The 17,325-nt window shown below is 51.7% G+C and carries 17 protein-coding genes; 14 read left to right on the top strand and 3 right to left on the bottom strand.

Annotation, left to right across the window (positions count from 1 at the left end):
• The 3 genes from DW350_RS09355 to radD are packed head-to-tail and all read left to right on the top strand — an operon-like array spanning window position 1 to window position 3,544.
• Window positions 1–990, top strand: a complete 990-nt coding sequence (locus DW350_RS09355) for a DNA-binding protein (RefSeq protein ID WP_115718607.1) — start codon at window positions 1–3, stop codon at window positions 988–990.
• Complete coding sequence (locus DW350_RS09360) at window positions 987–1,874, top strand: tyrosine-type recombinase/integrase (RefSeq protein ID WP_192954866.1); 888 nt, start codon at window positions 987–989, stop codon at window positions 1,872–1,874. The genes DW350_RS09355 and DW350_RS09360 overlap by 4 nt, the downstream gene beginning before the upstream one ends.
• Window positions 1,865–3,544 carry a DNA repair helicase RadD gene (gene radD, locus DW350_RS09365; RefSeq protein ID WP_192954880.1) on the top strand — a complete coding sequence of 560 codons (1,680 nt, stop codon included), beginning with the start codon at window positions 1,865–1,867 and terminating at the stop codon, window positions 3,542–3,544. The genes DW350_RS09360 and radD overlap by 10 nt, the downstream gene beginning before the upstream one ends.
• Here the strand turns inward: radD and DW350_RS19765 are convergent.
• Complete coding sequence (locus tag DW350_RS19765) at window positions 3,541–4,842, bottom strand: methyl-accepting chemotaxis protein (RefSeq protein ID WP_115718610.1); 1,302 nt, start codon at window positions 4,840–4,842, stop codon at window positions 3,541–3,543. The two genes, radD and DW350_RS19765, sit on opposite strands and share 4 nt — an antisense overlap.
• Window positions 4,843–4,981: 139 nt before the next feature.
• Here DW350_RS19765 and DW350_RS09375 point away from each other — a divergent pair, with 139 nt between their 5' ends.
• Window positions 4,982–5,584: a low molecular weight protein-tyrosine-phosphatase gene (locus DW350_RS09375; protein ID WP_319018122.1), complete on the top strand. Its 603-nt coding sequence runs from the start codon at window positions 4,982–4,984 to the stop codon at window positions 5,582–5,584.
• Between the two features lie 65 nt (window positions 5,585–5,649).
• Here DW350_RS09375 and rne read toward each other — a convergent pair whose 3' ends face one another.
• Entirely contained in the window at window positions 5,650–8,463 is a 2,814-nt protein-coding gene (gene rne / locus DW350_RS09380) for a ribonuclease E (protein WP_115718612.1), read from the bottom strand.
• 412 nt (window positions 8,464–8,875) lie between these two features.
• Between rne and rluC the strand changes: the two genes are divergently transcribed.
• Entirely contained in the window at window positions 8,876–9,838 is a 963-nt protein-coding gene (gene rluC, locus DW350_RS09385) for a 23S rRNA pseudouridine(955/2504/2580) synthase RluC (protein WP_115718613.1), read from the top strand.
• Complete coding sequence (locus tag DW350_RS09390) at window positions 9,835–10,476, top strand: HAD family hydrolase (protein ID WP_115718614.1); 642 nt, start codon at window positions 9,835–9,837, stop codon at window positions 10,474–10,476. The genes rluC and DW350_RS09390 overlap by 4 nt, the downstream gene beginning before the upstream one ends.
• Here DW350_RS09390 and DW350_RS09395 read toward each other — a convergent pair.
• Window positions 10,473–11,054 (bottom strand): Maf family protein, encoded by a 582-nt coding sequence (locus DW350_RS09395; RefSeq protein WP_115718615.1) that lies wholly within the window; start codon window positions 11,052–11,054, stop codon window positions 10,473–10,475. The genes DW350_RS09390 and DW350_RS09395 overlap by 4 nt on opposite strands.
• A gap of 152 nt (window positions 11,055–11,206) precedes the next feature.
• Here DW350_RS09395 and yceD point away from each other — a divergent pair, with 152 nt between their 5' ends.
• The 8 genes from yceD to fabF all read left to right on the top strand — a co-directional run bounded on the left by yceD (window position 11,207) and on the right by fabF (window position 17,322).
• On the top strand, window positions 11,207–11,728 hold the full coding sequence (yceD, locus tag DW350_RS09400; protein ID WP_115718616.1) for a 23S rRNA accumulation protein YceD: 522 nt from the start codon (window positions 11,207–11,209) through the stop codon (window positions 11,726–11,728).
• 23 nt (window positions 11,729–11,751) lie between these two features.
• Complete coding sequence (gene rpmF, locus DW350_RS09405) at window positions 11,752–11,919, top strand: 50S ribosomal protein L32 (RefSeq protein WP_115718617.1); 168 nt, start codon at window positions 11,752–11,754, stop codon at window positions 11,917–11,919.
• Between the two features lie 15 nt (window positions 11,920–11,934).
• A complete protein-coding gene (gene plsX, locus DW350_RS09410; protein WP_115718618.1) occupies window positions 11,935–12,957 on the top strand; it encodes a phosphate acyltransferase PlsX in 1,023 nt (340 codons plus the stop codon).
• A 7-nt stretch (window positions 12,958–12,964) separates the two neighbouring features.
• Window positions 12,965–13,918, top strand: a complete 954-nt coding sequence (locus tag DW350_RS09415) for a beta-ketoacyl-ACP synthase III (RefSeq protein WP_115718619.1) — start codon at window positions 12,965–12,967, stop codon at window positions 13,916–13,918.
• Window positions 13,919–13,934: 16 nt separating this feature from the next.
• Window positions 13,935–14,861 carry an ACP S-malonyltransferase gene (fabD, locus tag DW350_RS09420; protein WP_115718620.1) on the top strand — a complete coding sequence of 309 codons (927 nt, stop codon included), beginning with the start codon at window positions 13,935–13,937 and terminating at the stop codon, window positions 14,859–14,861.
• Window positions 14,862–14,880: 19 nt separating this feature from the next.
• Complete coding sequence (fabG, locus tag DW350_RS09425; protein WP_115720604.1) at window positions 14,881–15,612, top strand: 3-oxoacyl-ACP reductase FabG; 732 nt, start codon at window positions 14,881–14,883, stop codon at window positions 15,610–15,612.
• A 156-nt stretch (window positions 15,613–15,768) separates the two neighbouring features.
• Window positions 15,769–16,005 (top strand): acyl carrier protein, encoded by a 237-nt coding sequence (acpP, locus tag DW350_RS09430; RefSeq protein WP_050658220.1) that lies wholly within the window; start codon window positions 15,769–15,771, stop codon window positions 16,003–16,005.
• Window positions 16,006–16,083: 78 nt separating this feature from the next.
• On the top strand, window positions 16,084–17,322 hold the full coding sequence (gene fabF, locus DW350_RS09435) for a beta-ketoacyl-ACP synthase II (protein WP_115718621.1): 1,239 nt from the start codon (window positions 16,084–16,086) through the stop codon (window positions 17,320–17,322).
• Window positions 17,323–17,325: the final 3 nt, after the last annotated feature.

A 17,325-nucleotide genomic window follows, 5' to 3' on the forward strand; every position in this document is an offset into this window, starting at 1 on the left:
ATGCAACGTAACCCCTTGGGCCAGCAACTTCGGGCAAATCGAGACAACGTATGGAAAGCCGCTCAGACCTTGGTTGACCAGGGGGCGCAGCCTTCAGTGAATAATGTACGCCAGTGGTTAGGGGGCGGCTCCAATAGTTCTATTAGCCGTTATCTGCAGGAATGGCATGCCTCTTCCCAAGAGGAAAGAAGTGTAAGGCTTGCTACACCTTTACACTTGCAGCAGTCGCTGGATTCGCTTTTTCAGCAAATGGAACAAGAGAAAGCGGCGGCAATTAATGCGGCAGAAAAGGCCTTGGTAGACCGGCTAGCCAAGCTTGAACACGACAAGGCTGAAGCAAACAGTGAGCTTGCAAAAACGCAGCAGCAATTAGCTGAAACAGCCGCAGCACTGGCAAAGAAAGAACAGCAGCTAGGTGATGTGCAAACCGAGTTGGCGCAGCAACAGAAGCTGCTGTCAGAAAGTCAGCGGCAGTTGGCCTTGGTTCGCCAACAAGCGAGCCAATGGCAACGGGAAGCCGAAGATAACAGGGCGCAAGTTAATCATCTTTTTCACCAGCAGCAACATTTTCAAGAACGTTGGCAAGCAGAAGCCGCTAAGCGCCAGGAAGCAACTGAAGAAGCACGTTGGCAATGGCAAAATGAAAAACAACAGCTCAATGTTGCTGTCGAAGAAGCGCGGGAGGAAATTCGTAACCTCAATGGCATCTTGGTGGAGTATCAACGCAAGGCCAGTGCTGTTGATGACATTCAGCGTGTTGCCGACCAACACCAACAGGCCTATCAGCAGGCAGCACAAGAAATTAAGCAGCTTCAGCTAAGGCTTGCTGATGTATTGCCGCAGCGCGACTTCGCTGAACAAATGCGCCAGCAGCAACAGCTACTGGCTCAGCTTTTTGACGATGTTAGCTTTCTCACCGAACAAGTGAAGAAACGCCAGCAACTAAAAAGTGAGTTAGAAGCCCTTAAATCCTCGTTAGGTGGCGCGTGAAGCTACCGGCATTGCCTGACAACTGGCTGCAAGCGGCGACGGCAGCCAGTACTCGTCACCAATACAGTGCGGGCTTAAAGCAGTTTATTATCGCCGGTTTCACCTTGCCGGCGACCCCTAGCCAGTTAACACGCTATTTAGGTTTAAAAGGGGCACAGTTATCGGTAAGCACGCTTCGAAGCCACATCAGTGCGGTTAAAGCCTGGCATCGCCAACAGGGGTTTAGCGATCCGGTAAATGAAGATGTGCGCTTGGCTTTTAAGGCCCTAAGCCGCCTTAAAAAGGGCAGTGACAAGAAAAAAGCCGCAAGCCTTACGCGGCAGCAAATTAATGCCTTGCTGGGCGACTGCTTGGCGGATGCATTATTCGGTGCCAGAGACGGTTTGATGATAAGCCTTGGCCTGGCAGGAGCGCTTCGCCGGTCTGAGCTGGCCGCCTTACGATTTGAGGACGTTGAAACAACTGATGCCGGGTTAAGGCTGCACATCCGTTTTTCAAAAACGGATCAAACCGGCCAAGGTAAATATCTTACGCTGCCAGCACTACCAAAGCCTCTAGATCCGGTAGCTTGGTTACAGTGCTGGCAGCAACAAAGTGGCCTGACATCTGGGCCATTGCTGCGCCGTATTAATCGGCATCAACAGGTTCAAGAAGGCAGCATGACCACTCACGGCTTAAACCATGCGCTGCAGAAAAGGGCACAACGGCTGGGGCTAAAAGGCGTGAGCTGTCATAGTCTTCGCCGCAGTTTTGCCACCCTAGCAGTACGTAATGGCGTGAGTTTAGTGGATGTTGCCGCTGTTGGCCGCTGGCAAAGCCTGGACAGTTTAAAAGAATATGTCGATAGCGCCCCGAAAGAAGCCATTGCTAAGGCATTTTCATGAAATTACGGCCCTATCAGCAACAAGCCGTGCAAGCTACCGTCAATTACTTCAAAAAAAACCGCGAACCGGCGCTGATTGTTTTACCTACCGGTGCCGGTAAAAGTTTGGTAATAGCTGAGTTGGCGAGGCTGGCCAAAGGGCGAGTATTAATGCTGACCCATGTGGCTGAGTTGGTTGCTCAAAATGCCGCGAAATACGCCCAGGTGAGAACCGACGGCAGTATTTATGCCGCAGGCCTGAAGGCGAGAGATGCCGAGGGCAAGGTGGTTTTTGCCTCTATTCAATCGGTGGCGCCTAACCTCAGGCAATTTGATAGCGACTTTTCGTTGGTGATTATTGATGAGTGCCACCGCATAAGCGCTGATGAGCAAAGCCAATATCTTAAGGTGCTAAAGCATTTCCAAAGCAGCTTTGTACTAGGACTGACCGCTACGCCTTATCGTCTTGATGGTGGCTGGCTTTATCAGTTTCATGTGGCAGGACAGGTGCGAAGTACCGCTAGCAAGCTTTTTAAATACTGCGTGTATGAACTGCCACTGCGTACCCTTATCAAAGACGGTTTTTTAACGCCGGTACAGATGGTGCCAGCCCCTGCTATTCGTTATCAGTTTGCAGAGCAAATTAGTCACTGGACTCAAGCTGAATTAGATAAAGCATTGGCAGGGCAGGGGAAATTAACCCCCGCTATTGTGAAGCACTTGCTTGAACTCAGCCGGCAACGCCGCGGGGTGATGATTTTTGCCGCTACCCGCAAGCATGCGCGAGAGATCATTGCCGAACTGCCTGAGAAGCAGGCGGCGCTGATATTAGGCGATACGCCAGTGGCTGAACGCCAAGGGCTGATCGCGGCCTTTAAAGCCCAACAGCTGAAATATCTGGTCAACGTGTCGGTGTTAACCACTGGCTTTGACGCTCCGCATGTGGACGTTATAGCGTTGATGCGACCAACTGAGTCGGTGTCACTGTTCCAGCAAATGGTGGGCCGGGGGCTGCGTTTATACGACGGCAAAGAAGATTGCCTAGTACTTGACTATGCCGGTTCTGGCTTTGATTTATTCAGCCCTGAAATTGGCGAGCCACGCCCCCCGGGCACCGTGCCGGTTACTGTGCCTTGCCCTGTCTGTGATTTTCAAAATACCTTCTGGGGGAAGGTGGATGACGATGGCGACATCATTGAACACTTCGGGCGCCGCTGCCAGGGCATGACGGGCCCCGATAAGCAATGTGACTTTCGCTTTCGTTCGCGCCTTTGTCCTCATTGTGGTGGCGAGGCCGATATTGCGGCACGGCATTGCCCACACTGCCAGCAGGCGCTGGTGGATGTGGACAAGCAGTTAAGAGAGGCGATGAAAAATCGCCAGCAGCATCTATTTCGTGTGGCTGATTGGCAATTAACCTTAAATGGCGAGCTGTTAGAGGTTTGCTATCGCGATATTGAGGGGCAACCGTTTAAAGAGTCTCTCAAACTTAAAAGCAAAGGGCTGCGGCGTTTCCTTGTGGAAGCAAACCGCGCGCCCGGTGTGCACTTTATTCCTGATGATGCTCGTTTGGTTGGGCATTTAGCTGCGCTGCGCCCACCCAAGTTTTTGCTGTTAAAACAGCAAAAAGGCTGGCGCCTTGAAAGCCGGCTTTTTGACTACCAAGGCCGGATAGCCGATCACCAGTCTTAAACGGCCATGGTTAGTTCATGCACCAAGCGGGTGAAATCACTGACCCCTTTTTCAACCTCTTCCATCCCCTGATTAATCGCCGAAATCATATGCTGGCCTTGGCCAGCTTCAGCGGTAATGCCGTCCATTTGTTTAACGATGGTATTAATAAGCTCGCTGTTGGCTAATACCACCTTTGAAATTTCTTCTGTGGCTTCGCCTGTTCGGGTGGCGAGTTTTCTTACCTCGTCAGCCACCACCGCAAAGCCACGGCCTTGTTCTCCGGCGCGGGCCGCTTCGATAGCGGCATTCAGCGCCAATAAATTGGTTTGCTCAGCAATTGCCCTGATGGTGGAAACAATCTCGGTGATAGCAGAGGAATGTGATTGCATGGTGGTACTGGTTTTTCGAGCGGCTTTTACTTGCTCTGAAATATGTTCAGACGCCGTTACCGCGTCAACCAAAGCGTTCTTGGCATTGGTTGTTATTTGCGAGGTTTCTTCTGAGGTGGTAGCGGCTACTTCAGCCGCTTGCTGCAGTTGGTAAACACGGTTAGTAATATCGCTGGCAAATTTAATGATTTTATAGACCTTGCCGGCTTCATTAAAAATGGGGTTATAGGTAGCCTCTAGCCAAACAGCATTGCCATTGGCTTTAACGCGCTCGAATTTCCCAACAAAATGCTGGCCTGATTGTAATCGCTTCCAAAACTGGGGGTTTTTCTCATAAAAAGCCGGTTTGCAAAACATTTTATGGTGTTTTCCCTGCACCTGGTGCAGTTCATATCCGAAGCAATGCAGAAAGTTGCTGTTTGCATTAAGCACGTAGCCGTCTGGGGTGAACTCAATAATGGCCTGAGAAAGGTCAACAGCCTTCGATATCGCATTTTTTTCTTGCAGGGCAAGGTAATTTTCGGTGATGTCCGACGCTATTTTTATCACTTTACTGACACTGCCAGTGTCATCGATAACAGGAAAATAAGTGGCCTCTAACCAAATAACGGCTTTGTCTTTTCGCACGCGGTTAAATTGACCTTTTTGCGGAATACCCGCTGCCAGGTCTTGCCAGAATTTTCGATATTCATTGGATGACCGGTATTTTTCATCGCAAAGCATGCCATGGTGATGGCCAACCAATTCACTTTGGGAATAGCCAGTGACCTGGCAAAACATGTCGTTAACTTCCTCAATGGTGCCATCAGACGCGAAGCTAATAAAACCGATGTTGTTCTTGATTGCAGCCAGTTCATGCCGGTAGGTGGCGGCCGCTTGTTGTAGAGCGTCTACCTGCTCAAGCCATCGCTTTTTTTCTTGAAACATGTTGTCCCTCTATTGTTCAACGCCTTTGGCTAGTTAATCTTTGCACAAGGAAACCCACATAACGTCGTGCTATAAAATAGTGAGATATTTACTGCAATTAGTATGCCCAAGCGGCGACATACCAATAAATTGTAGCTAATTGGCAAGTGCGCATCTGTCTATTTTCCGGGGTGTTTTTTTTATTTGTATCTGTATCTTAGACGCTAGAGGTACTAGCGGCCTTCATGGAAGACGCCGATATGCAGTCAGATGGATAAATGTGATGAATATAAAAAAAGTTAAAATCCTCTTTGTGTGCATGGGGAATATTTGCCGGTCACCCACAGCGGCAGCGGTGGCGTTAAAGCGCATTAAAAACGCTGGGCTGGAGGTTGATATTGACTCTGCAGGCACCATTGCCTATCACGCAGGGGAAGGGCCGGACTTGCGAGCAAAGGAAGCGGGGCAGCGCCGAGGCTATGATTTTTCGCAGATGATTGCGCGCCAGGTGATCAGTGAAGATTTTGTACGCTTTGATTTGCTGCTGGCGATGGATAAGCGCAACTATGGCGACTTAATGAGTCGCTGCCCAGAAAGGCACAAGCATAAAGTAAAATTATTGATGGATTATGCGCAGCAGACGCAGCTGAGTGAAGTGCCCGACCCTTATTATGGGGGCGAACAAGGTTTTGAAGACGTTCTAGACTTGGTTGAAGCCGCTGTTGATGGCTTGATTGCGGCGCTAAAAACAAAAAGCGTGTAAATAAAAGGCCTTGGTCAGCGTGATAATTGGATAATAAAAAGGCACCCGAAGGTGCCTTTTTTACTTTATAGCTTAGCCATCGGGCTGGAAGCTCTGGAACTCGGGTTGTTGAGTCCGCCTGCCTTACCACTGTGTGATACCGCTTCCCTAGCGAATGGTTGCGGGTTGCGTTCCACTTTTGGCAGTGCCACTTCAGCCGGTTTAGTGGTCGGCGCTTGGGCGCGACCTTCTGGCTTAGCAGCTTTTACCGGTGCAGCTTTCGGTGTTTGCTCTATTTCCACCGGTGCCGCTTCAGGCGTTTCTACTTGCGAAGGCGCAGCTGTTGGCTCGACGCTAGGTTGTGCGACTGGCTCAACGACTTTCACTTCCGGCTCAACCATTTTTGCAGCGGCTTTATCAACGGCCTCAGGCGGGGTTGATTCAACAGCTTTTGCCTCATTTATTACAGCTGGTGTTACCGGTGCTTCGGCTTCAACTTTTGCCACCTCAACGGGCGCTTCCTGAGTTTGCTCCGCTGTCCCAAGATCCAACTCTTGTTGGCGCTCTGGACGCTGACGGCGATGCCCACGCAGGTGACGCGGACCTCGGCGACGCTGACGGCCATCATCGTCTGTTACTTGTGTTTGAGGGGCGTCCGCTTGGCTAACCGGTTGCGAAGCGGTGGCGGCTTGCGTCTCCACTTTAGCAACAGGGGCTTCGTTGACGGCTGCTTTCTCAGGCTCAGCAACAACGTCCTTAACGGCGTGAGTTTCACCTTCGGTGGCACGTACAGACTCGGTCAGTTGGCGGCGTTCACGGCGCGGCTGAACCGGCTTTTCTTTACGCTCAACTTTTTTCTCGGCCTGCTGCGCTTCAACCGCTGGCTGCTCGTCTTGAGCTTTTTGTTGCTGACGCTTGTCTTTAACGTCTTCCTGACGCTGACGGCGTTTGTTATTGCGGTCATCCTGGCGACCGTTATCACGGGTCTCCTGGGACTTATCGCTGCGATTATCCGCCTTGTTGTTATTGCTGCGGCGGTCGCGGCGTTCATTGCCGGCATCAGCTTTCTGGCGATTATCGTCATTGTTGCGGCCATTGCGTCCTTTTTGCTGACGGCGCGCATCCACACCCTTGCGGTTGTGCTGCTGACGATTGCTATTTTCTTTAACCTGAGGTTTGGCCTCGGTTTTTTCAGGCGCACCAAACAATGCTTTGATGATGCGGCTTAATAAACCCGGTTGTGGGGCAGAAGCTGCTTTCACCTCTTTATTGGGTTTGGCCTTGGCCGAAGGCGCAGGCGCCGCCGGTGCTTGCAAACCTTTAAGGACAGGCTCTTCTTTCTTATGTTTAGAAGCTACCGGCGGTACGTAAACCGCTTTGTCTTGCTCGGGCGTTTTCGCCAAGTCGTAAGAGGGGTCTTCAATTTCGTCATCTTCACGGTGACGAATAACCTCGTAATGCGGGGTTTCCAGATGCGGGTTAGGCACGATGAAAACGCGAACATCATGGCGCTGCTCAATAAAGCGGATAGCGCCCCGTTTTTCGTTCAACAGGTAAGCGGCAACGCTGACCGGCACCTGGGCTTCTACCTGGGCGGTGTTGTCTTTTAATGACTCTTCTTCAATTAAGCGAAGAATTGACAGCGCTAGCGACTCGGTAGAGCGGATAAAACCGGTGCCTACGCAGCGTGGGCAAACGTGGTTTGATGCATCACCTAGCGAAGGGCGAAGGCGCTGACGCGACATCTCCATCAAACCAAAACGGCTGATCCGGCCCAGTTGCACGCGGGCCCGATCAGCACGTACGGCTTCGCTTAAACGGTTTTCCACTTCCCGTTGATGGCGGGCCGGGGTCATATCAATAAAGTCGATAACCACCAAACCGCCTAAATCGCGCAGGCGCAGTTGGCGCGCAATTTCGTCGGCTGCTTCAAGGTTGGTATTAAGCGCGGTTTCTTCAATATCGCCGCCCTTGGTAGCGCGGGAAGAGTTGATATCAATTGCGGTTAGGGCTTCAGTGGTGTCGATAACAATAGAACCACCAGAAGGCAAACGCACTTCGCGCTCAAAAGCAGACTCAATTTGCGATTCAATTTGGTAGTAATTGAACAGCGGAATTTCGCCTTTGTATTGTTTCACCCGGTTCAAAAAGTCCGGACGCATGGTTTGAATGTGGTTTTTAACCTGCTCAAAAACCCGGGTGTGGTCGATAACGATCTCACCCACGTCACGGCGCAGGTAATCACGAATAGCCCGCACAATAACGTTAGATTCTTGGTGAATAAGAAAAGGGGCAGGGCGGCTAGCAGCTGCTTCTTGAACGGCTTGCCAGTGGTGCAGCAGTACATCCAAATCCCATTTCAGCTCTTCTGCTGATTTACCCACGCCGGCGGTGCGTACAATCAGGCCCATTCCGTCTGGAAGCTGCAGGCTGGAAAGCGCTTCTTTTAGCTGGGTACGCTCGTCGCCCTCGATACGGCGGGAAATGCCACCGGCACGAGGGTTATTAGGCATCAACACCAAATAAGAGCCAGCAAGGCTTAAAAAGGTAGTGAGGGCCGCGCCCTTGTTACCCCTTTCTTCCTTATCGATTTGAACAATCACCTCTTGGCCTTCTTTCACCACATCTTTGATGTTGGGACGGCCAGAGATTTTTGCGCCATCGATAAAGTAGTCGCGGGCAATTTCTTTTAACGGAAGGAAACCATGACGTTCGGCGCCGTAATCGACAAAAGCCGCTTCTAGGCTGGGTTCAACGCGAGTGATTTTACCTTTATAAATGTTGGCTTTTTTTTGTTCGTGACCAGGGTGTTCGATATCCAGATCATAAAGTTTCTGGCCGTCCACCAAAGCCACCCGCAACTCTTCAGCTTGAGTTGCGTTGATTAGCATTCTTTTCATAAGTGACTCATTACCTTGTAATGGCCACAGCACTCACAGTGACTGAGTGCGCATCCTCTGGGCCTGGCCCCGTGCAGGTCTATCGTACAGCCTCACGGCTGGGTAAAGGTTGGGGCGCGCTCGGCGTTTCCACTTGTTATTCGTTTGAACGATGTCTGGTGAATGGACAATCTGTTGTCCGAGGAATAGTTCACCAAAAAGGCATCCAGTCGTTTTGCAAGTCCAGTGACGCGCACTTAATCGGCGCGAAGCTGTGCCTTTTTCAATATCAAAGCTCGGTAATTGACCAAACTCTGTAAATTCATATGGCCTGATACATCATAGTCGATGCAGGCTTGCGTATTATCTCATTGAATCAAGAATTTCAGCAAGCTTACTGCGGCCATTTTCGCTGTGGTAGAATGCGCGCCCTATGAGCACAGCCAATAACACCGCCACAGTGCAGTATGTGGCCGTTGATCCGGATCTTGCCGGCCAACGCATTGATAACTTCTTAAGGACCTTCCTCAAGGGAGTGCCTAAGAGCCTCATTTACCGTGTTTTACGCAAGGGCGAGGTGCGGGTCAACAAAAAGCGCGTAAAACCGGACTATAAACTGGCTGCCGGTGACGAAGTGCGCATTCCGCCGTTGAGAGTGGCAGAAGAAAAAGCGCTGCCCAATGCCAATCTAAGCCAGGTTTCCCGGCTTAATGATTGCGTGCTTTACGAAGACGACTATTTGATGGTGGTTAATAAGCCAACGGGGCTGGCTGTGCATGGTGGCTCGGGTTTGTCGTTTGGGCTGATTGAAGGCTTAAGAGCGCTTCGCCCTGACGCGCGCTTTTTAGAGCTGGTACATCGGTTGGACCGCGATACATCAGGCTGCATCCTAATTGCCAAAAAGCGCTCGGCCCTGCGCGGCTTGCATCAGGCCCTTCGCGAGAAAACCATGCAAAAAGATTATCTATGTTTGGTGCGAGGTGATTGGCCGGGTAATAAAAAGGTCATTCGCGCGCCGCTGTTAAAAAACACCTTGCAGTCGGGCGAGCGAGTGGTGCGGGTAGACACCGAGGGGAAACCCTGTGAAACCCGTTTTAAAGTAGAGCGCCGTTTTGCGGGTATGGCGACCTTAGTGAATGCTTTTCCGGTAACGGGTCGTACTCACCAAATTAGGGTGCATACCTTGCACGCCGGTCACCCCATTGCCGGTGATGACAAATATGGCGACAAAGATTTTGACGCACGTTTAAAGGCCCAAGGTCTCGACCGTTTAATGCTCCATGCTTGGCATCTTTCTTTTGATCACCCCAATAAAGAAGGTGAAAGGATTTCGGTCACTGCGAAACCCGATGGTAGCTTTGCCGCCTTAGTGCAGACCTTGGAGAAAAACTGTTGAGTGATATCGAATTAGTGGTTTTTGATTGGGACGGCACCCTGATGAATTCGGTTGGCCGAATTGTATCAAGCATGCAAGAAACGGCCAGAGCACTGCAGCTACAAGAGCCCACTGAAGAAGCTGTGCGCAATATTATCGGGCTCAGTTTGGGGCCTGCATTTGACCAGCTTTTCCCCGGGCTTAATCAAAAAGGCCGGGATGAACTGTTGGCCGTTTACCGCGACCAGTACGTTGAACTCAACCCAACGCCAACGCCGCTTTTTCCTGGTGTTAATGACATGCTGGTTGAGCTGAAAAACACCGGTAAAACCTTGGCCGTTGCCACCGGTAAAGCCCGGGCCGGGCTCGACCGCGTTTTTGGTGCTACCGGGCTGGCGCCGCTTTTTACCACTACTCGTACTGCCGACGATGCGAAATCAAAACCGCACCCCGATATGCTCGAACAAATCCTTGCTGAAACCGGCATCGATGCAGACAAGGCGCTGATGATTGGTGATTCGGTGCTGGATATTGGCATGGCAAAAGCGGCAGGAATGCGCGCCATGGGAGTAACCTTTGGTGTCCATGGCGGCGAAAAGCTAAAAGCGGCCGGTGCTGATGCCCTGATCGATGACTGGCGCTGCTGGGCTCTTGCCTAATCTAAAGGGCCTGCACCTTCGGCTTCGAGCATGGCGGTAAGGGCAATTAGTGGTAAACCAATCAGGGCATTAGGGTCACGGCCAGTTAAGCGTTCAAAAAGCGCAATACCTAACCCTTCACATTTAAAGGCACCGGCACACCAGAAGGGTTGCTCTTTATCAACATAGTGCTCGATTTGTCGCTGAGTCAGCGTTCTAAACACCACTTCAAAAGGCTCAACGGTGGATTGGCAATGGCCGGTTTGGCTGTTGAAAAGGGCAAGGCCGGTGTAAAAAGTTACGGTTTTACCCGCCGCTGCCTGTAACTGCGCCACCGCATTTTCTCGGTTGAGCGGTTTTCCACATATTTGCCCTTCGACTACGCACAACTGATCGGAGCCGATAACAAGGGCAGGGCGGGCAGCTATTTTTGCAGCCGCTTGGGCTTTTTCAATGGCGAGACGCTCTACTAGCGCGGTAATTGACTCACCGGGCTTTGGGGTTTCGTCTATATTTGGGCTGATAACGTCGAAGCCGGTTGTGAGTTTTTTAAGCAACTGCTGCCGAAATTCTGAGCTGGACCCTAAAATTACGTCCATGACATACCTATTTATCTTCACTTGTACTGCTATTTTCACGTAAAATGACTCGACAAAACAGGCCGTGTAACGGCTTTGTTTGATCATGGGCCCGTCAGGGCCTGTTGGCTTTTTTTGACAGGGACTTAGGTCCCGAGTAAGATGCGCGCCTTATGCGAAAAGTTAAGCTGCCCTTAACTCTCGATCCGGTTAAAGCTGCACAGCGTCGTGATGATTACGACGGTGTGGTGCCGGTGACCGAATTGACGCGTTTGATGGAATTGTCACTGACCCGGCAGGGTGAAGTGGACGTACAGTTACATTGTGGTGTTGACCCCCAGGGGTTGGTCTTTACCGAAGGTAAAGCCGCCGTGGAGCTTGAGCTGGAGTGCCAGCGCTGCAATAAGCCGATGTCCTTCCTCGCAGAGGTAAACTTCGCCTATACGCCAGTTTTTGCCAAAACCGTAATAGAAGAGCTCCCGGAAGCTTATGAGCCTGTCGATTTCGATGAAAACGGTGAGATCGACCTGCGAAAGCTGATTGAAGATGAATTGATCCTGGCACTGCCCTTGGTCGCAATGCATGCTGAAGACCAGTGTGCAGTGTCGTCGTCTGAAATGAGTTTTGGCAAGATCGCACCTGCTGATGAGCGTCCGAATCCCTTTGCTGTTCTTGAACAGTTAAAGAAGAAGTGATCACGATTTAAGGAGACTAGTCAATGGCCGTTCAACAGAACCGTAAAACCCGGTCCAAGCGTGGTATGCGTCGCTCTCACGATGCGCTTACCTCTGCTAGCCTGTCTGTGGATAAGACTTCCGGTGAAACTCACCGTCGTCACCACGTGACTGCCGACGGTTTTTACCGTGGCAAGAAGGTCATCGGTTAAGCACCGGTTACTGACTTGCAAGCGTTTACCATAGCGGTAGATGCCATGGGCGGGGACCTAGGCCCCGCCGTAACAGTGCCCGCCATAGCGCGGGCACTGCTGCTTTACCCCTCTCTGTCTATCCGCTTATTTGTCTGCGGCGATATCAGCAGTGATATTCGCGCCGCCGGACTTGAAAATCATCCACGGTTATTACTCGTTTCGGCCGCCTGTACTGTGGGTATGGACGAGCGTCCATCCAGCGCCTTGCGTAGCAAACGGGACTCCAGTATGGGAGAAGCCGTTAAAGATGTTGCTGACGGTCAATCTCAGGCCTGTGTCAGTGCGGGTAATACCGGTGCCTTGATGGCATTGTCCCGTCACTTTTTGAAAACCTTACCGGGTATTGACCGGCCCGCCATTGTGTCAGCCATGCCGGCGGTGAATGGTAAACGGGTGTACATGCTGGATTTAGGGGCCAACGTTGCCTGTGATTCGGAAACCCTTTATCAATTCGCCGTGATGGGGGCTGCCATGGCCCGCACCGTTGAGCAGATCTCATCACCCAAGGTGGCGTTACTGAATATCGGCGAAGAAGAAGTGAAAGGGAACGATCAGGTGCGTCACGCTGCTAACTTGCTGCAAGATGCTGCCAGCATTAATTACATTGGCTATTTGGAAGGCCACGACATCTTCTCTGGTAAGGCAGACGTCATTGTCTGTGACGGTTTCGTTGGCAATGTGACGCTCAAAACCTGCGAAGGTATCGCGCAATTCTTTTTGAACCAGCTCAGAGAGAGCTTCGGGCAAAGTCTCTGGGGACGAGTATTAGGTTGGATGATCCGGCCTTTTATTAGAAAGGTTTACGCTCGAGTGAACCCCGACCAGTACAACGGGGCCAGTCTGGTAGGATTGCGCGGTATTGTCGTGAAAAGCCACGGGAATGCCGGCATTGATGCTTTCTTTAATGCGATAGAGCAGGCTGTGCACAGCGCAGAGCGACATTTGCCTGATGGCATTGAAAGCAGCATCGGCACCGTTTTATTGGACAAGCACTGAGCCTTACATGCATTCAAAAATTCTGGGTACAGGTAGTTATTTGCCTGGTAAGGTGCGCACCAACGCCGATTTAGAAGCGATGGTGGAAACCAGCGACCAGTGGATCGTTGAGCGCACCGGGATCAGCGAGCGTCGTATCGCCGCTGAAGATGAAACTGTCATTACTCTCGCCGTTCCTGCCGCAAAGGCCGCTATTGAAGCTGCTGGCATTGATGCGAGCGATATCGACCTTATCGTTTTTGCTACCACCTCGGCTCCCCATGCATTTCCCTCTGCAGCCTGCTGGCTGCAAGCCGAGCTTGGCCTGACCGGTATCGGTGCCTTTGATGTGGGCGCTGCTTGCTCTGGCTTTACCTACGGCCTGACCATTGCTGACCAATTTATTCGCGCCGGCAGTGCCAAAAAGGTACTGGTAGTCGGGGCTGATGTCCTTTCCAAGCTCTGTAACCCTGAAGACCGCTCTACCATTATTTTATTTGGCGATGGTGCCGGTGCTGTTGTTTTAGGCGCTAGCGAAGAGCCGGGTATTTTGGGCAGCTGTATTCATGCCGATGGCCATTATGGCGATCTGTTATGTGCGCCGCATGCCAGCCGGGTCAAGCAAGAAGCGGATGCCTGGTTGCAAATGAAAGGCAACGAAGTATTCAAAGTGGCGGTCACTAAGCTTGCACATGTGGTTACCGAGATCCTCGAAGACAATCAACTTGAAAAACAAGACATTGATTGGCTGGTGCCTCATCAGGCTAACCTTAGGATCATCAATGCCACCGCTAAAAAATTAAGCATGGGTATGGACCGGGTCGTGGTGAACCTCGACAAATACGGTAATACCTCTGCGGCGTCGGTTCCTGTTGCCTTGGACGAGGCAGTCAGGGACGGACGTATTCAACGCGGGCAACTCCTGCTGCTGGAAGCCTTTGGCGCTGGCTTTGCATGGGGCGCAGCCCTGGTTCGTTACTAATAAGGCGCAATAAAAGATGCAACAAACTGCCTTTATTTTCCCGGGACAGGGATCGCAAAGCGTCGGTATGCTGGCGCAGTTGGCCGAGGCACATCCGGTGGTACTGGATACCTTTAAAGAAGCTTCCGATGTACTCGGCTATGACCTTTGGGCACTGGTTCAAAACGGCCCTGAAGCCGATCTGAACGCGACAGAGCGCACGCAGCCAGCACTGCTGGCCGCCTCAGTTGCCACGTATCGCGTTTATTTAGAACTTGGCGGCAAAGCACCAGCCGTGATGGCGGGGCATAGCCTTGGTGAATACTCGGCGCTGGTTTGTGCCGGTAGCCTCGATTTTAAAGACGCGATTGCCTTAGTTGAGGCCCGTGGCCAATTTATGCAAAGCGCGGTACCGGTGGGAACCGGCGCCATGGCGGCCATCATCGGTTTGGATGACGCCGCTGTGGTGGAAGGCTGCAAAGAAGCAGCACAAGGTGATGTACTTGAAGCGGTGAATTTTAATAGCCCAGGTCAGGTGGTTATTGCCGGTTCTAAAGCCGCTATTGACCGCGGTTGCGAGCTTTTAAAAGCCAAAGGTGCGAAGCGAGCCTTGCCACTGAGTGTGTCTGTGCCTAGCCACTGCGCACTGATGAAGCCAGCTGCTGAGAAGTTGTCTGCGCGTTTAAATGCATTAGAAGTTAAGGCGCCCGCCATTGTGGTCGTCAATAACGTGGATGTAGCCAAAGAAAATAGTCCGGCTGCCATTAAAGAGGCATTGGTTCGTCAGCTCTACAGCCCAGTGCGCTGGACCGAAACCGTGCAAGCCATGGCGAAAGACGGTATTACCGAATTGTATGAATGCGGCCCAGGTAAAGTCCTTAGTGGCCTTGCCAAACGGATTGATAAAGGCTTGACCGCCAGTGCCCTGCACTCGAGCGAAGAGCTACAAGCTGCAATTAAGTGAGGAAATAATGTCTGACTTTATGTCATTGGCCGGCAAAGTGGCGCTGGTAACCGGTGCCAGTCGTGGTATTGGCCGGGCCATTGCCGAGCGTCTGACTGCCCAAGGCGCCACCGTATTCGGCACCGCCACCTCTGAAAAAGGGGCGCAGGCCATCAGTGATTATTTGGGTGAAGGCCGTGGTCTTAACCTCAATGTCACCGATAACGACAGCATTGAAGCAACCTTGTCTACCATCAAAGAACGGGCAGGGGATGTTGATATTCTGGTAAACAATGCCGGTATCACCCGCGACAACCTGTTAATGCGGATGAAGGACGAAGAATGGGATTCGGTGATCGACACCAACCTTAAATCCCTTTATCGTCTGTCCAAGGCAGTGTTGCGCCCAATGATGAAAAAACGGGTCGGCCGGATCATCTCGGTCGGTTCTGTGGTTGGCACCATGGGCAACCAGGGACAGGTTAACTACGCAGCCGCCAAGGCGGGTTTGCTGGGCTTTACCAAGTCTCTGGCTCGCGAGCTGGCATCGCGCAATATCACCGTTAATGCGGTAGCTCCGGGTTTTATCGATACCGATATGACACGCGAGTTGACTGAAGAGCAAAAAGCCGGGATCTTCGGGCAAGTACCCCTTGCACGTTTGGGCGATCCTAAAGAAATTGCCAGTGCTGTTGCCTTTTTGGCCTCTCAAGAGGCGGGCTATATCACTGGTGAAACCCTGCACGTCAATGGCGGCATGGTGATGGCGTAAGTGGTGGGAAATTGCGCTAAGTGCGTCTAATTTCGGCATTAAGTCGTGGTTTGACCAGCAACTTCGCGGAATTCCTTTCCCTTGCAAAGATTTGGGGATCGAATACACTACCCCCCATTCGCTATTCACAGCGTACTGCTAAGGAAATAACAAGCTATGAGCACTATCGAAGAACGCGTTAAGAAAATCATCGTCGAGCAACTGGGCGTTAAAGAAGAAGAAGTGAAAAACGAAGCTTCTTTCGTAGACGATCTCGGCGCTGACTCTCTGGACACCGTTGAGCTGGTGATGGCGCTGGAAGAAGAGTTTGACACTGAGATCCCGGACGAAGAAGCCGAGAAGATCACTACCGTGCAAGCGGCTATCGATTACGTTACCGCTCACCAAGGCTAATCTTCCAAACAGGCGGCCCTTTGTGGCCGCCTGTTTCCTATCTATACCCTCTATTAAATCCTTTCGGAGGCAAACGCCGTGACCAAGCGTCGTGTCGTTGTAACCGGTATGGGCATGCTATCGCCGGTGGGGAATAGCGTGAGTGCATCTTGGCAGGCTCTGTTGGCAGGCCAAAGCGGCATTGATAAGGTTAACTGTTTTGATACCAGTGCCTTTTCTACTCATATCGCTGGTAACGTCAAAAATTTTGATGTCAATGAATATCTGTCCACCAAAGACGCCAAGAAAATGGATGTTTTCATCCAATATGGCGTGGCCGCTGGTATCCAAGCGGTTAAAGACAGTGGCATTGATTTAGAAAAAACCGACCTGACCCGTTGTGGTGTCGCCGTTGGCTCCGGTATCGGTGGTCTCGGCCTTATCGAAAAAAACCATGAAGCGTTGCTCGCCAATGGTCCTCGTAAGATGTCGCCCTTTTTCGTGCCCAGCACCATTATCAACATGGTTGCCGGTCACCTTTCAATGTTGCATGGCCTGCGTGGCCCCAACATTGCCATTACCACGGCTTGCACCACCGGCGTTCATAACATCGGCCATGCGGCGCGGATGATTGCTTACGGTGATGCCGATGTCATGGTGGCCGGTGGCGCTGAAATGGCCTGCACACCGCTGGGCTTAGGTGGCTTTGGTGCCGCCAGAGCGCTGTCGACGCGTAATGACGACCCTAAAGCGGCGAGCCGCCCCTGGGATCGCGACCGTGATGGCTTTGTGCTGGGTGACGGCGCCGGCATTATGGTGCTGGAAGAATACGAACACGCGAAAGCGCGCGGTGCACGTATTTATGCCGAATTTACCGGTTTTGGTATGAGTGGTGATGCTTACCACATGACATCACCACCGGACAACGGTGCCGGTGCCGCCTTGGCCATGACCAACGCCATTAAAGATGCCAAGCTGACACCAGCGCAAATTGGTTACATCAATGCCCATGGTACATCCACCATGGCCGGCGATTTAGCGGAAAGCAATGCGGTGAAATCCGTCTTTGGCGCTGACGCCGGTAAGGTTATGGTGAGCTCTACCAAATCGATGACCGGTCACTTGTTAGGTGCCGCCGGTGCAATCGAAGCTATCATTTCGGTGATGGCACTGTATGACAATGCCATTCCGCCGACCATTAACCTCGACAATCCGTCTGAAGGTTGCGATCTGGACTACGTTCCCCATGAAGCGCGTCAAGCCAAGGTTGAACACACCTTGTGCAATTCCTTTGGCTTTGGTGGCACTAACGGTTCTTTGCTGTTCAGTCGCATCTAAAAA

This window comes from Gallaecimonas mangrovi (assembly GCF_003367375.1).
Classification (GTDB): Bacteria; Pseudomonadota; Gammaproteobacteria; order Enterobacterales; family Gallaecimonadaceae; genus Gallaecimonas; species Gallaecimonas mangrovi.